Below are 16,414 nucleotides of genomic sequence, written 5' to 3'. Positions count from 1 at the left end.
GAGATTCATGCACGTGTAGCAGTTTTGAACAAATTCACAGAATTAGGTCGCCCTCATACCCAAGTTGTCACTTAAATTTGAGTTACTTAGGGAAACTCTATCTTTAAAGCCTTTATGCAACAAAGCCCCTGGAAGGCATCGGTTCGATTGCAGAGGCCAATATATGGTTACCCTGCTTTATTGAGCAGTTCAATCAGAAGTTCACCAAATGTGCGCGAAACTCAAAGAACCTGCATCGGCCATTAAGCGAATCTGATCTTGAACTGGATGATATTTTTACCTGGCAGGAACCGCGTAAGGTCACCAAGAATCTGACCCTGACCTATGACAAGTGTATTTATATGCTTGAACCGACAGAGCTGAATCATAAGCTTGTTGGGCAATACATTTCATTTCTGGAGTACCCGGATGGTACTGTGGCAATTATGCATGAAGGACGGAAGATCAACTATAGCGTCTTCAATAAACTGGCTGGACTACAGCAGAATGAAGTGGTTGAGAATAAAAGATTAGGTTCGGTCCTGGCCCATATCCAGCAGCAACATGAGGAATTGGAGAAACAGAATAAACGTTCCCGTCTCAAGAAAAGTATGCCGAGTCGTAAAGCTCAGAAAGTTGTTATTGAACAAAGAAATTTAAATCCTGTGCTTGACTCTTGTAGTTAAAAACAGGACATTTTAAATGGTTTATCGCATAGACATTTCTACTTGGGAATAACAGAAGAAGCCTATAAGTCTTATCTAGGCTTTAAATTAAAGCGCACAAGTTAGATATGATTCTTTGTCCATTTTTCTGTGAGATTTTGCGTCCATACTCATAAGAATATACATCTATCCAACATTCATCCCATATTCGCATATTTTAAGATCAATAAAAAAGTACTTTTTCAGCATTCACATGCATTCTCTGCTGAATTTAGTGCGCATTAAACCCAATCATCAACATATATTTTTTCAAATCAATCAAAGACAAAACTAAATATTCTCAATATGATAAAAAAATGCGTCAATTAAAGTTGAAGAATATGAATAGCAAGACAACACCGATACTCGTTACAGGCGCCACAGGCTATATTGCCAGCTGGGTCATTAAAAATCTGCTTGAACAAGGACATACAGTTCACGCCACCGTACGCGATCTGAATAAGAAAAAAAGCTTTGCTCACTTAGAGAATATCGCAAACCAAAGTACTGGCACATTCAAACTGTTTGAAGCCAATTTACTTACACCGCATGCCTTTGATGAAGCCATGCAAGGCTGTGAAATTGTGATCCATATGGCATCCCCTTTTGTAGTGACCAACTATAAAGATGCAGTAAAAGATATTATTGAGCCTGCGGTAATAGGCACAGAAAATGTATTAAACAGCGTCAACCAAACAGAATCTGTAAAACGCGTGGTGGTGACATCCAGTATTGCTTCAACTTATGGCGATGCGATCGACATTAAGCAAACAGCAAATAACCAATTTGATGAGTCTCACTGGAACACCACCAGCTCTGAAACCCATCAGCCCTATCCATATTCAAAAGTCATGGCGGAGCGCAAAGCTTGGGATATGCAAAAAGCACAAAACCGCTGGGAACTGGTTTGTGTCAACCCAGCGCTGGTTCTTGGCCCTTCACTAACTGCGATGACCAAGTCTGGCAGCGTTGAAGTGCTTGAGCAGTTTGCTAACGGTATGACCCTCGCAGGTGTACCGCCGATGTGGAATGGCATTGTAGATGTCCGTGATGTTGCGGATGCACACTTGCAAGCAGCCTTTAACCCAAATGCAAAAGGCCGTTATATTATCAGCGGCGGCACGCTCAGCCTGCTGGAAATGGGCAAAATTCTGCGCCAGCACTTTGGTCCAAAATTCCCCTTCCCGCGCAACCAGTTGCCTAAAGCCGCATTTAAATTGTTTGGCCCGCTGGCAGGTTTTTCCAAGTCTTTTGTTGAGCTGAATATGGGTTTTCCAATCTACTTCAATGCCGACAAAAGTAAGTCCGAGCTAGGCATCAGCTACCGCAATATTGAAACCAGTCTTGTTGAGCATTTTCAGCAGCTGCTGGATGATGGTGTGGTGAAGCAATATATTCCCTAAATTAGACATTCATTAAGCTAATAACTTGCTCAATTAGTTTGAAAAAAAGCCACCTTAAATAGGTGGCTTTTTGAATTGACGTGTATTGGTTATTTAAAAGTCGAATGTTAAGCCAACTTTATAGGTACGTGGACCACCCACTAAGGCATAACCTGAGTTGAATGTACCTTCCCAATATTTCTCATCAGTCACGTTATCAATATTGGCTAAGAATGTAGTATTTACACCACCCAAATTGGTTTTATAACGCGCACCTAAATCTAAAATTGTATAGTCTGGTAGTTTAAGTGCATTGGTTTCATTTAAGTACTGTTCACTCACGTAGTTTGCACGCGCATTCACATTTAATCCATCTACATAAGGTACTGCATAATCTAAGCCAAGCGTTGCGGTAAAGTCAGGAATACCATATACCGAATTACCTTGATTAGTTACACCATTTTTCACCGCTGCTTTGGTATATTCAGCATCGATATAAGCCAAACTACCCATCAGATTTAGACCTGTATAAATCTCCCCAGAAAATGCCCACTCGACGCCACGTGAACGTGTTTCTGCATCACCTGTTGTGATTTGGTTGACACTACTACCTGTATTTCCATCAGAATAATCAGAAGACATCGTCGATGGTTTTTCAATTTGATACAGTGCAAATGTATTTAACCAACTACCTGTTTGATATTTAGCACCCAATTCATATTGTTTGGTTTGGAATGGCGCAAAGGTGACATTATTGTTGGCATCTGCAACGTTATTCACCGTTACACCTTCAGAAAGACCTTCAACATAGTTTGCATAAATAGAAATATTCTCACCAAATGGTTTAACCACAATACCTAAGCTTGGGGATATTTTATCGTCTTGATAGCCTGTTTTTTTCTGTAAATTCTTGGTGTCGATATCTTGATAACGTGCACCAACAATAAATTGCAACTTATCATCTAACATTGAAATCTGATCAGATACCGTATAGCTGGTATATTTATTATCTAAATTCGGTTTAACCACTGGGTACGCAGAAGGCATCCCTACAGTCGTATCAGGATCATACAAATTAGTTGAATTAATTTTCTCTTGTGTTGCCGCAACATGCTGATCTGTTTCTTTGGTCAAATAATCAGCTCGGACATTTATAGCATGTTTTATAGCACCCGTATTAAACTTATATTGAATACCTGTATTTGCCGATGTAATCGACTCTGATGACCCCGTACGATAGTACTGAGATGTGGCATGACCATCTGCTTGGCCAACGACAAGACGCGTACCAAAAATATGGCCACTATAGGCCTTTTCAATATGTCCTACACCTGCATAAACATTTAAGTCAGGTGTAAATGCATATTCACCACTTAATCCTACAAACTCACTGTCAGTATGACCTTCTAAATTCCTAAAGTAATTGGTATCGCCTTTAGGTGCATCCAGCACACCATTATAGGTATGGCCATGAGCATCTTTGACACCAAATGCCACCATCGCAGGTGATCCACCATTACGATCATCACGTACCGCATAGGCATCAAAATTCAGTTTCAATTTATCGGTTGTATAGTCTGCAGCAATTGCACCTGATGCATGTTTATCTTCCATGCCTTCAATAATGTGCTCACCTTGACCATAAGCACCATTCACACGTAGACCAAATTCTTTTTCAGCACCAAAACGTCGCGAAACGTCAAAACCTGATTGGTAAAAACCACCTTCTTCCATTGAAGCTGAAACTTGAGTTTTTTCTTTATCTGCACGCTTAGTTTTAGCGATGACCACACCACCGACCCCACCAGCAGGCGACATACCTGCAACCAAGGCATTCGGGCCTTTTAAAACCGTTACCGAATCTAAAATTTCAGTCGGTACGCGTCCATAAGGCGCCATACCGTACATACCATTGAGTGCAATGTCATCGTGATTGATGTCAAAGCCACGAATATTAAAGTTTTCGTTTATATGACCTTGGTTGGTGGTAATACGGATACTCGCATCATTTTTTAAAACTTGTGCTACAGTTGACGCTTGCTGTTCTTCAATCAGTTTTTCACTATATGCTGTTACGCTAAATGGCGTATCAACAATTTTTTTATTTCCCAAAGCACCTAGCTCTGTATTGGCTTTCAACTTACCATTTGCAAGTTGCTTTTCTGCAGGTACCTCAACCTCAATCGTCTCAAGTACCGTTGTATCCGCTGCAAACACAGATGTAGCCCCTCCAACACCGAGCAGCACCATAGTTATAGAACGTACTAAGTGTGTTTTTGCAAAATTATTCATCATTTCAAGATTAGTTTTACTTGAATAAGAATCATTATTATATTTAGAATAATTCTTAACTGCATCATAAATCCCGATGATTATATTTTTTTAATGAAAAATATAAATATTCATTTTTTATAAATTGTAGATAAGACAAATGTAAATAATTGTTTTTTTATTGCTTTTATAAAAAAATAAAAATACAACCTGGTTATGTTCAATTAAAGCTCTTAGGCAAACAGATGATTAATTAATATACAATAGTTTGAATTTTTACATGCTTAATTGCCACATGAATAGATAAATCCTTTTACATCCAACGATTATTTAAAAGTAAACAACGCTTTTGCGTTAGTGCCTTTTAGCCAAATTTAAATCTCCTTTTTTAAATTTTTAACAAAAAAAAAGCGACTCAAAAGAGCCGCTTTTTTCTAACCGAAGTTAAACTCAAATTATTGAGCTTGACCAGGTTGAGCCACTACAGTACGGCTACCAGAAATCGTAGCGAATACGCGACGGTTCATAGCACGGCCTTCTTTAGTGTTGTTGTCAGCGATTGGTTGATCCCACGCGAAACCTTGAGTAGATAAACGAGCTGGGTCAACGTTGTATTCGTTAACAAGCGAAGATTTAACAGAGTTAGCACGAGCTAGTGATAAACGTTCGTTTAGAGCACGTGGACCAGTGTTATCTGTGTGACCTTCGATGTTCGCTGTAGCATTAGGGTATTCGCCTAATTTTTCAGCTACTTTAGCAATTTCAGGTTTGTATTGATCTTTGATGTTTGATTTGTTTGTATCAAAGAACACACGAAGTTCCATGTTAAGATCTTCAGTCAACTCTTGAGGAGCTGGAGCAACTGGAGCAACAGGAGTTACAGGAGCAACTTCAACTACAGGAGCAGCAGGTTTCAAGTGACCGCCAAGAACTACGTTAAGACCAGCTAAAGCTGTGTAGTTCCAGAAATCTTCATCGATGTTGTAAGTAGCACGAGCTTCTGTACGTAGAGATAAAGCATCGTTTAAGCGCCAGAAAGCACCTAGACCAGCATTACCCAAAGTACCTTCTTCAGTAGTACCACGAGCTTGTGCAGATGGAGATACACCACGAGCAGCAGCTTCGTCAAATTTGTATTTATAGTGACCAGCACCTAACAATACATATGGCTTAACTTTGCTGTCATAGTTTTTAGTAATCAAATCAGAAGTAGCATAAAAGTTACCGTTGATTTGAGTTTGTTTGTATTCGCTGTCAAGCGGATCAACATCACCTTTAACTTGGTTATATTCAGCTTCGAAACCTAACCATGGAGTTAATTCAACACCAAGTGCTGCACCAACAAACAAGTCGTCTTGTAGCTCAGGACTTTCAGTTAAGTTGCCACGGCTGTTGTTGTGTTGAGAATCTTGGAAAGTGTAACCAAGCATTAATGGAGTAACAGTTACGCCTGCGTTTGCAGCTGCTAAAGGAGCAGCTACGAGCATTGCTAATGCAATACGACTCATTTTCATGGATTTATCCTCCAGAGATAACAATTGTTGTTCAAGCTCAAGCCGAAAAATTGGCTATCCTGAGATAGGCTTTCTTATACCCCAGTTTTTTTTTAAGCTATTTACGCTGAATCATACAAACACTTTATTCTTTTTCCAAGTGCTTGATTAATCTAATCAAGTAAATTATTGACAAAATTACTTACAATTTCCGTTGTAATTCGGTAAATTTTTACTCAATTTTGAGCAGTGAATCGCCTATTGTCACTTGCTATTTTCATTTTAACAGCTTTATCTAAAATTGAGTAATAAAATTCTATACTCAAAATTAATATCGCCATTAAAAACACATATAACATTAGACATATAAAAATAATATTAAATTTTGGATTAAATCAATGCTTTACAACAAAGAAACCGGCTTTACTTTATTTGAACTTTTAGTCTCAATCGCGATTATGGTCATTATCGTGACGATAGCTTTACCACATTTCAACAATTTAATGGCGCAGCGCGAAGCGAATAACATCAAATTGACTATTCAGAATCACAATGCATTCGCACGGGCTCAGGCCACTATTTATCATTCCAATATTGTGATTTGTCCTAGTCTTAACTTTAAACTTTGCCAACCTAACAACTGGAACAATGGACTGATCATATTTATTGACAGTAATAAAAACCGCCAAGTCGACGCAAATGAAAAAATATTGCTGCAAGATAAACTCAATTTAAAATATGGCGATCTGTCTTGGCGTGGGACTTTACACATTCCGAGCCTAACCTTTCAGGCTAGCTCCGGTTTACCCAATGGTTCAAATGGTAGTTTCTACTACTGTTCGAAATCAACGCTTCAACCGATCCGAGCAGTCTTAAGTCGAATGGGACATTTACGATTTGAAAACCCAATCAGTTGCTAATTTGAGAACCGGTGAGTCCAAAGCAGCCTTTTAAATTTGCTTTATTCCTGTTCAATTTTACTTATACTGCTGACGTATTCAAAAATTAATGTATAAGAAAATGGAGATATGTAATGACTGATATCGTCATCGTGAATGGTGCCCGTACAGCAATGGGTGGTTTTCAAGGGAGTTTAGCCGCTGTCACTGCACCAGAATTAGGCGCAGTTACGATTAAAGCAGCCATCGAACGCGCGGGTTTACAACCGACAGATGTTGAAGAAGTCATTATGGGTTGTGTGCTTCCGGCTGGCCTGAAACAAGGTCCTGCCCGTCAAGCGATGCGTAAAGCCGGTCTTCCAGATTCAGCTGGTGCCGTAACCATCAATAAGCTGTGTGGTTCAGGTATGAAGGCCGTGATGCAAGCGGCGGATATGATCAAGGCAGGATCAGCTCAAGTCGTAGTTGCAGGTGGTATGGAGTCAATGACCAATGCCCCTTATGTATTGACCAAAGCACGAGCTGGCTACCGTATGGGCCACGGTGACGTTAAAGATCATATGTTCTTAGATGGCCTAGAAGATGCAGAAACGGGCCGACTCATGGGTTCTTTTGCGCAAGATATGGCAAATACCAAAGGCTATACACGCGAACAAATGGATGACTTCGCCATTCGCTCGCTTAAACGTGCTCAAACTGCAATTACTGAGGGTTATTTTGCTGACGAAATCGTGCCTGTCACTGTTTCGAGTCGTAAAGGCGATGTGATTGTCGATAAAGACGAACAGCCTTTTAACGCCAATATCGAAAAAATTCCAACGCTGCGCCCTGCTTTTGCTAAAGATGGAACGATTACCGCTGCCAATGCAAGTTCTATTTCTGATGGTGCGTCTGCTTTAGTTTTAACATCAGCAGATCAAGCTTCAGCAAAAGGTTTAAATCCGCTCGCAAAAATTGTGGCTTATGCATCAAATTCTCAGCATCCATCCGAGTTTACCATTGCACCTGTGGGCGCAATTCAAAAAGTTCTAGATAAATCGGGTTGGAATGTTGCTGATGTCGATTTATGGGAAATCAATGAAGCCTTTGCTATGGTCACGATGTGCCCTATTGATGAATTTAAATTAGATGCTGAAAAAGTAAATATCAATGGTGGTGCTTGTGCGCTTGGACATCCAGTTGGTTCTACAGGTTCACGCATTATATTAACGCTGATCCATGCATTAAAACGGACAGGTGGTAAACGCGGTATTGCAGCACTGTGTATTGGTGGCGGTGAAGCGACTGCTGTGGCGATTGAATTGCTTTAATGCTCTGTAGACTTCTTTCGCACAGGCTAATTTAGAGGGATTAACGTCAATCCCTCCTACTCTTCAAAAAATTGCGTACTAAAATCCTCCCTTAGCTGAGGATTTTTTTATGCTTACATTTTAGACATAAATTGTTCACATACAGCTCAGCAAAGGCTCTTAAAATAAATGTCGACATAATAAAAAATGGATGACCATTATGCAGCTCAATCACTACTTGAATTTTCAAGGCAATACCGAAGCAGCCTTTAATTTTTATCGCTCTGTACTTGGTGGAGAATTCCTCAATGTGATGCGTTATGGTGATATGCCTACTGAGGATGGCATTTCACTATCCGATGCAGAACTGCAAAAGATTATGCATATTTCCTTGCCTATCAATAAGTTTACCGTGCTGATGGCCTCAGATGTCAACGAACAATTTTGTGCGCAATCCAATCAATCCTTTACCTTAGGCAGCAATCACTATATTTCGATTAATTTAGACAGTAGTGAACAAGCTGAAGCTAAACGACTGTTTGATGGCTTATCCAAAGGCGGCTCTATAGAAATGCCTCTCGAAAAGACCTTTTGGGGTGCGCTGTATGGCGCATTTACCGATCAGTTCGTTATTAAATGGATGGTCTTGCCAGCTTAAAAATGAATAATCACTCATTAAAAGTATTTTGATCAATAAAAAAGCCTCCGAATGGAGGCTTTTTTATTGATCAAGGCACTTAAGCACCAGTTTGATAATGCGCTTGCGGCACTGCAGTTGAAGCTTGATATGGATTGGTAAAATCACCTAAGCCAGCAGCAGCTTCAGCAATATCTTTACCTTCTTTCACTACAAAAGTATCGAAACCTGAACGCTTCATGTAGTTCAACACATCTTTGAATACATCACCTGTTGCACGTAGCTCGCCTTGAAAACCTTGGCGACGTAACAACGCAGCAAATGAATAGCCACGACCATCGTTAAAACCAGCAAACTCGATAAAGATTGCATCTAACTGATCAAGCGGGAATTCATTGGTTTCAGGTGAAGCATCAACCGTTACGAAAAGTGCTTTTTTACCAGACACATTCGCAAGTTGATCTAACTGCTCAACTGTTAAAACCACGTCGCCTTGTGGCAACACACCATCTTCACCAATGACTTGGTAAGTATTGTCTGCAATCGAGCCATCTTTAGAGAGGACTTGTAGTGCTGTATTAAGCATATGCACGCTCCTTAAATGGTTGGATGCCAACACGGCGGTAAGTATCAATAAACTCTTCGCCTTCAGCACGAAGGTCTAGATAAGTATTTAAGATTTCTTCAATGATGTCTGGTACAACTTCGGCTGCAAATGATGGGCCTAAGATGTCACCAATTGATGCATCATGGTCGGCATTACCACCCAAAGTGATTTGATAAAACTCAGCACCCTTTTTATCTACACCTAAAATACCGATATTACCGACATGGTGGTGACCACACGCATTCATACAACCAGAGATGTTCAGATCCAATTTACCTAAATTGTAAATGGTATCTAAGTCATCAAAACGACGTGTAATGGCTTCAGAAATTGGAATCGATTTCGCATTTGCCAATGAACAGAAATCACCACCTGGGCAGCAAATGATGTCGGTTAAGAACCCAATATGCGCACGTGCAAGATTATGTTGATCAAGGATTTTCCATAGATCAAACAAATCTTTTTGCGGTACATCAACAAGCGCAATGTTTTGCTCATGTGTGGTACGGAACTCACCAAAGGTATATTTGTCAGCCAAGTCAGCAATCAGGTTCATTTCTTCAACAGTCATATCGCCCGGTGCAATACCCGCACGTTTCAAAGAAATCGTAACGATGCGGTAACCTTTGACTTTATGTGCATTGGTGTTGATGTTGAACCATTGTTTAAATTTCGGCTCTGCGGCAAATTGCTCTGTGAAATCTTCATCTGCATAATCTTGGTAATCAAATGGTGTGAAGTTCTCATCCATTTTCGCCAAGGTATCAGCATCAATTTTTAACGTTTTGATGGTATGTGCAAATTCAGCTTCCACTTTCTCTGCAAATACTTCTGGTGTTAATGCTTTCACCAAAATTTTGATACGCGCTTTATATTTGTTATCACGACGACCGTGTAAGTTGTATACACGAAGTACCGCTTCTAAATAAGCAATCAAATCTTCACGTGGCAAGAAGTCACGAATAAAGCTACCAATCACTGGGGTACGGCCTAAACCACCACCAACTTTGATTTTATAGCCAATCTCGCCTGCTTCATTTTTCACGATATACACACCGATATCATGGAAAGACGTTGCCGCACGATCAGTTTCTTCCAGTGCTGAAACTGCAATCTTGAACTTACGTGGCAAGAAAGCGAATTCTGGGTGGAAAGTTGACCATTGACGAATCAATTCACACGTTGGGCGTGGGTCAGCAATTTCACCCGCAACCACACCTGCATATTGGTCAGTGGTTGTGTTACGAATACAGTTACCCGAAGTTTGAATCGCATGCATTTGAACAGATGCGAGCTCTTGTAACATATCAGGCACATTTTCTAGTGCAGGCCAGTTAAACTGAATGTTTTGACGAGTAGATACGTGCGCATAACCACGGTCATAGTCCTGAGCCAATGACGCAATTTTACGTAATTGTTTAGAATTCATCAGGCCATAAGGTACTGCAATACGTAGCATCGGTGCATAACGTTGTACATAAAGGCCGTTTTGAAGACGCAGTGGACGGTATTCATCTTCCGTCAATTTACCTGCTAAATAACGTTCCGTTTGATCACGGAACTGTGCAACACGTTCATTAACCAGTTGCTGGTCAAAATCAGTATATAAATACATGGCGTACAGCTAGTAATTTCTATTATAACAATGCACAGCATAACGAGATTTTATCTATCAAGAAAATGCGTTTTTTACATATTTAATAGCGATTTTATTGATAAGACTGTCGCAATTTCACTGATATAGCGGATTTCGGTCCTTTACTTTTTATTTATTAATATATTGAATTATTTTTCTATTACTTAGCATAAATTTACATAAAGAATTTCAGCTAATAAAAAGCCCGATAAATCGGGCTTTTTATTTAGCGATGTAAAATCACTTATTTTTTATCTGGTAAAGCATACGCAACAAGGTAATCACCAAGTTTTGTACCAAATGAACCATGACCACCAGCCATGATCACAACATATTGTTTACCATTTGCTTCATAAGTCATTGGAGTCGCTTGACCACCTGCTGGTAGACGACCTTCCCACAAAGTATCACCATTCGTTACATTGATTGCACGGATATAGTTATCTTGTGTTGCGCCTACAAACATGACATTACCAGCAGTCGAGATTGATCCACCAAGACCCGGTACACCAATTTTCACAGCAGGTAATTGGAACAATTTCGGTAAACTATCACGAATTGTACCAATACGTTTTTTCCAGACCACTTCATGTGTATTTAAATCTACACCTGCAGTAAAGCCCCATGAAGGTTGTTTACAAGGTAAGCCAAGTGGTGACAAGAAGGCTTTGATTTCCACACCATAAGGTACGCCATACATCGGTTGCACGCCTTGTTCAGTACCCGCACCTTTCGCAGTTTGCTCACGGTTTGGATCTGTAGGAATCAACTTAGTCACAAATGGCAAGCCAATTGGGTTCATCACAGCAACTTGACGGTCTTGGTTCACCGACATACCACCCCATTCAAATACCCCAAGGTTACCTGGGAATACCAATGTGCCATTTTCAGAAGGTGGTGTATAAATACCGTCGTAGTTTAATGATTTGAAATACACACGACACATCAACTGGTCAAACATAGTGGCACCCCACATTTGTTTATCAGTTAATTTATCTTTTGGTGCTAAATCAAAATCAGAGAACGGTTGAGTTGCAGAATAATGCTCACCTTTAGTTTGTGGACCACGTTTTACAGTTTGTGGAACTGCTTTTTCGGTGATTGGCACAATCGCTTTACCGGTACGACGGTCAAGGACGAATGCATTACCTGTTTTGGTTAAGACATAGATCGCTGGAACAATATTACCTGATTTATCTTTGATATCTGCCAATGAAGGTTGTGATGGTACATCCATATCCCACAAATCATGATGTGTGGTTTGGAAATTCCAAATTAATTTACCTGTTGATGCATTTAATGCCAACATTGAGTTTGCATAGCGTTCATCTAATGGCGTACGGTGACCACCAAAAATGTCTGGTGTGCCTACACCTGTTGGCACATAAACGATGTCAAGTTTTTCGTCATATGCTAAAGGTGCCCATGCATTCGGTGAGGCTACAGAGTATTTTTGACCTTCACCTGGCATGGCATTTGGATCTTGCGCCCCTGTATCAAAGATCCACAATAATTCACCAGTATTAACATCATAACCACGGATGACACCAGATGGCTCTTTAGTCGAGAAGTTATCAGTTGTTGAACCGCCAATCACAATGGTTGTGCCAGTAACCACTGGAGGTGAAGTTGGGATATAACCGCCCGGATACGGATAAGGCATATCTTTTTGTAGATCGACTTCGCCGTTATGACCAAAATCACTACATGCTTTACCTGTGTCAGCATTGACTGCAACCAAACGACCATCATTTACAGGCAAGATCACTTTGCGCGGACATTCAGTAGAAGTCGAGCGTTTGTTCTCTAAGCTTTTTGCAAACTGAGTGGTATTTGCTGCGTCAAAATAAGACACACCACGACATGTTAAATGTTGATAGGTATTGTCCGCTTTAAGTTTAGGATCGAATGCCCATTTTTGTTTACCTGTCGCAGGATCAAGTGCAATTAAACGTTGGTGAGTTGTACACATAAACATGTCATTGCCGACTTTAATCGGAGTGACTTGGTTTGTGGTTTCACCTGAGTCGTTTTCTGTTGGTAACTCACCTGTACGGAAAGTCCATGCTACTTCTAAATCTTTAACGTTGTCGCTATTGATTTGGGTGAGTGGAGAATAACGTACACCACCTTGTGTACGACCATAGGCAGGCCAATCTTCAGGAGCAATACCCTCAATCGCTTTGGCTGTTTGAGGTTGTGCATTTTTAATTTCACCGTGAATTTCTTGCGGATCATTAAAAATTGAATAGATCATCACGATAATCGCAATCACCAGTGTGCCTGATAATGTAATTTTCGCAGTTTTGCCATTTTCCATACCGCGTGTCACGGCAGGAATCAGTAACCAAAGGCCCAATAAGCCTAAAATATCAAAACGCGGTGCAAGTGCCCAAAAGTCAGAACCTGCCTCCCAAAGTCCCCAAATCACTGTACCCAGCATCAACGCTGCATAAATGTATAAAGAACTGTTTTGAATTTTTCTTAAGTATATTGCTGAAGCCAGCATTAACAGGCCGGCGATAATGTAGTACCAAGAACCGCCAAGGACTGCCAGCCAGATACCACCAATCAATAGAACCAAGGCGAAAATTGCCATCACAACGACGGTAAATGTTCGCATCCCAGTTCCGGTAGATGGGTTGCTCATGTTGACCACCTCTATTGTCGAATGTTGTATTTGGTGCGTGAAACACATTCAACACACCACCGTTTTTATGTCGCAAAGAGAAGTTGTTACAAAAACAATTCAAGGGGAAATATCGTAATTTTTCTCAGAATTACCGAATTGCTTTTATAAGAACTCTAATTTGACATCAATTAAAATGCTGTTTGAAATTTGATACCGCCGACCCACGCATTCTCACCATTTTTGTAAGCACCGACGTGACGGATATATTGAATATTAGGACGAATAGTCAGCCAGTTTGCTGCATGAATACCGTAGTAAATTTCTGCGTCATACTCTTCACTTTGTAGACCGCGTGCATCAACGCTGTTATTGGCAATATTGGCATCATTCACATCATCATTGATACTGATACGACCCAAGCCAATCGCGATTTCATCCTGAGGACGTGCATCGAATGCGCCTTTGTATACCAAGCCAATGTTTTGCATATCACTCACATTGTTGGTGTCTGAGTCATGCACTGTGACATTTACAAAACCACTCAAACCACGTGAGGCATCGTCTTTGTGTGCTGTCAGTTGTTGTTTAGCCACAATCCAACCACCTTGATGGTGATCTTTTTCATTTATTGGGCTATCAATGACATCGGCATCAGCGGTACTGTAGTAGTAACCTGCACGGTATTCACCCGGAAGCTTTTGTGTCCCCACTTTTGGAGTCCACACCACTTCAGCAGGAATAATCGCACCTTTAGAACCATCGGTACTCAAGTTCCAACCTTTACCACGTTTTAGATTTTCAGGGTTGTATTCATAAACCCCGACTTGTGCATAGAGTTCAGGCTGAATGTTATATTTCACGCGAGCAGCCCATTGGCTGACTGGCCAGTTGTACCATTGGTCACCGACCCAGTTACCCACTTGTGAACCACAAAGTGCTAAGTTTTGAAAGTCACAGTCAAAGCTGTTGAAATCTTCACCTTCACCAAAACGACCGACTTTAATATCTAATTTTTGGTCTAAGAATTTTTTCTTGATCCAAAAATCAGTCAAACGCCAAGTTTGACCACGACCCCACACTTCTTGTGTTGCACTTAAATGACCATTTAATGCATCTGAAGTTTGAGACAATGAACGACCATTACGTTCAGTGATATTGATTTGCGCTTCGGTATCTTTCCAACCTGCAATTTTTTCTAAATCGAGATGTGCCCCGATCGCGAATTGGTCCGCATATTCAGTGCCATGACTTGAAGCATGCTTTGCATCTAACAAAGTGGCTAATTCGCCACCATAACTAAAACTAAAATCGTAACCTTTCTGTTGAAGCGCTGTTCGTTGACCGTTCCAATCACCGAACATCCATGGGCTTTCAGAACTGAAAGCATCTGCAGTAGTTGCCGCTTGGGTTGCTGAACCCGCAAACATTATTCCGAGGCTAAGATATAAAGATCCAAGTTTACTCACAGCTATTTTCATTTGGAGACCTATATACCAATTGTGTTAATAGTTCATATAATACTCTCACATTTGTATAATTTATTTATTTTTTTGTTAACAACTCTCAATATTTACATAGATGTTTATCTAATTAAGAGATTTTAAAGGTTTTATTGTTTAACTTATCACCTTTTTTTATACCATTCATAACCAATTATCCGCACCTAAAGTTTTACCCACATGGGTATAAATCAATGCTGATCTAGAAAATTTAATCGGACATGCCAGTTGAGTTTGTGTCATTGTGTCGCCTTCTTGTAGCGGAACTTCAACACACCAATGCCGCTCTTGGGCCAATTGTGAATTTAGAGCTTCGTCCAAACTTAAAACTGGTTCCACACAGACATCTTGAGAGGCAAAAATCTTTTTCCACTCAGCCCATGTTTTGGTTAGTATTTTTCGGGCAATTGCATGCTTAATTTCAGTTTGGTCTTGCGGATCAAATGACATGCCTTGCGTTGCTAAAGCGGGTAAATCTAGAATTTGCGCCAATCCATGTAAAAACTGTGGCTCCAAACCACCTATAGACAGATAGCGACCATCTTGGGTTCGATAATAGTCATAGAAACTTCCGCCATTCAGATGTGCAGTTTCTGCGGCTGTTACAGCATTGGCAGCCAATACGCCAGCTGCAGCCATATTGTTCAATGCGACGGCACAATCGGTCATGGAAATATCAATATATTGTCCTAAACCGCTACGGTAACGCTCAATCACCGCAGCTAAGATGCCAGTAATTGCATGCATTGATCCACCTGCTACATCGGCGATTTGAATCCCCATCGGTGGCGGGCCACTGTCTTGGCGTCCGCTATGACTTGAAATGCCCGATAAAGCCAAGTAATTGATGTCATGCCCTGCACGGTCTTTGTAATGTCCGGTTTGACCATAACCCGTAATCGAGCAATAAATAAGTCGCGGATTAATTTCGGCCAAAACTACATAATCCAAACCCAAGCGTTGCATGACACCTGGACGAAATTGTTCTACCACAATATCAAAATCTGAAATTTTGGCTTTGATCAATTCAATACTTTTCGGATCTTTTAAATCTAATGCGATGGATTGTTTATTGCGATTTAAATAACTATGCGCTGTGGCTTGCCCATTGGCATAAGGTGGCATCAAACGAACTAGATCGGGACGCGTCGGTGACTCAATATGCACAACTTCCGCACCCATGTCAGCCAAATACAAGGTCGCAAATGGCCCTGGGAGTAATGTCGAAAAGTCGAGTATTTTCAATCCTTTTAAAGCAGCTTCCATGGATATTTTTCTCTAATTGTGTAGATTTTTTATCCATGGTAGAAATATAAAATGATTAAAACAATGTCATGTTCAGCCATTTACCTTGATAGTTTCGGCAATTTACCATGTAAAAATGGC

The 16,414-nt window shown here is 40.5% G+C and carries 11 protein-coding genes and 1 pseudogene; 5 read left to right on the top strand and 7 right to left on the bottom strand.

Annotated features, from left to right (window positions below; genetic code table 11):
• Nucleotides 1–128: 128 nt before the first annotated feature.
• Nucleotides 129–665, top strand: a pseudogene (locus FTU38_RS12640) (ISNCY family transposase); the annotation flags it as partial.
• 359 nt (nt 666–1,024) lie between these two features.
• Nucleotides 1,025–2,086 carry an SDR family oxidoreductase gene (locus tag FTU38_RS12635; RefSeq protein WP_373686435.1) on the top strand — a complete coding sequence of 354 codons (1,062 nt, stop codon included), beginning with the start codon at nt 1,025–1,027 and terminating at the stop codon, nt 2,084–2,086.
• A gap of 93 nt (nt 2,087–2,179) precedes the next feature.
• Here the strand turns inward: FTU38_RS12635 and FTU38_RS12630 are convergent, their stop codons facing one another.
• Both FTU38_RS12630 and omp38 read right to left on the bottom strand, forming a co-directional pair.
• Nucleotides 2,180–4,357 carry a TonB-dependent siderophore receptor gene (locus FTU38_RS12630; RefSeq protein ID WP_180111397.1) on the bottom strand — a complete coding sequence of 726 codons (2,178 nt, stop codon included), beginning with the start codon at nt 4,355–4,357 and terminating at the stop codon, nt 2,180–2,182.
• 434 nt (nt 4,358–4,791) lie between these two features.
• Nucleotides 4,792–5,850, bottom strand: coding sequence for an outer membrane protein Omp38 (gene omp38 / locus FTU38_RS12625; RefSeq protein WP_180041632.1), 1,059 nt, complete (start codon nt 5,848–5,850; stop codon nt 4,792–4,794).
• Between the two features lie 377 nt (nt 5,851–6,227).
• Between omp38 and FTU38_RS12620 the strand changes: the two genes are divergently transcribed.
• The 3 genes from FTU38_RS12620 to FTU38_RS12610 all read left to right on the top strand — a co-directional run bounded on the left by FTU38_RS12620 (nt 6,228) and on the right by FTU38_RS12610 (nt 8,675).
• Nucleotides 6,228–6,749: a GspH/FimT family pseudopilin gene (locus FTU38_RS12620; RefSeq protein WP_180111395.1), complete on the top strand. Its 522-nt coding sequence runs from the start codon at nt 6,228–6,230 to the stop codon at nt 6,747–6,749.
• A 113-nt stretch (nt 6,750–6,862) separates the two neighbouring features.
• Nucleotides 6,863–8,038, top strand: a complete 1,176-nt coding sequence (locus tag FTU38_RS12615) for a thiolase family protein (RefSeq protein WP_180111394.1) — start codon at nt 6,863–6,865, stop codon at nt 8,036–8,038.
• A 199-nt stretch (nt 8,039–8,237) separates the two neighbouring features.
• Nucleotides 8,238–8,675: a VOC family protein gene (locus tag FTU38_RS12610; RefSeq protein WP_180111393.1), complete on the top strand. Its 438-nt coding sequence runs from the start codon at nt 8,238–8,240 to the stop codon at nt 8,673–8,675.
• Nucleotides 8,676–8,754: 79 nt separating this feature from the next.
• On the opposite strand, the gene FTU38_RS12605 is transcribed toward FTU38_RS12610, so the two are convergent.
• The 5 genes from FTU38_RS12605 to FTU38_RS12585 all read right to left on the bottom strand — a co-directional run bounded on the left by FTU38_RS12605 (nt 8,755) and on the right by FTU38_RS12585 (nt 16,294).
• Nucleotides 8,755–9,240: a DUF934 domain-containing protein gene (locus FTU38_RS12605; protein WP_168379542.1), complete on the bottom strand. Its 486-nt coding sequence runs from the start codon at nt 9,238–9,240 to the stop codon at nt 8,755–8,757.
• Nucleotides 9,233–10,876, bottom strand: a complete 1,644-nt coding sequence (locus FTU38_RS12600) for a nitrite/sulfite reductase (RefSeq protein ID WP_111885012.1) — start codon at nt 10,874–10,876, stop codon at nt 9,233–9,235. Before FTU38_RS12600 ends, FTU38_RS12605 begins: the two co-directional genes overlap by 8 nt.
• Nucleotides 10,877–11,141: 265 nt before the next feature.
• The gene (locus FTU38_RS12595; RefSeq protein WP_180111392.1) at nt 11,142–13,547 is read right to left on the bottom strand and encodes a glucose/quinate/shikimate family membrane-bound PQQ-dependent dehydrogenase; all 2,406 of its coding nucleotides are present in this window, start codon (nt 13,545–13,547) and stop codon (nt 11,142–11,144) included.
• A gap of 170 nt (nt 13,548–13,717) precedes the next feature.
• Entirely contained in the window at nt 13,718–14,956 is a 1,239-nt protein-coding gene (locus tag FTU38_RS12590; protein ID WP_257225718.1) for a carbohydrate porin, read from the bottom strand.
• A 216-nt stretch (nt 14,957–15,172) separates the two neighbouring features.
• On the bottom strand, nt 15,173–16,294 hold the full coding sequence (locus tag FTU38_RS12585) for a CaiB/BaiF CoA-transferase family protein (RefSeq protein WP_180111390.1): 1,122 nt from the start codon (nt 16,292–16,294) through the stop codon (nt 15,173–15,175).
• Between the last annotated feature and the right edge of the window lie 120 nt (nt 16,295–16,414).

The sequence above is a fragment of the Acinetobacter sp. YH12098 genome, assembly GCF_013419235.1.
Classification (GTDB): domain Bacteria; phylum Pseudomonadota; class Gammaproteobacteria; order Pseudomonadales; family Moraxellaceae; genus Acinetobacter; species Acinetobacter amyesii.
Note: the sequence above shows the minus strand (reverse complement) of the source record. Positions and strands in the feature narration are given on the sequence as shown.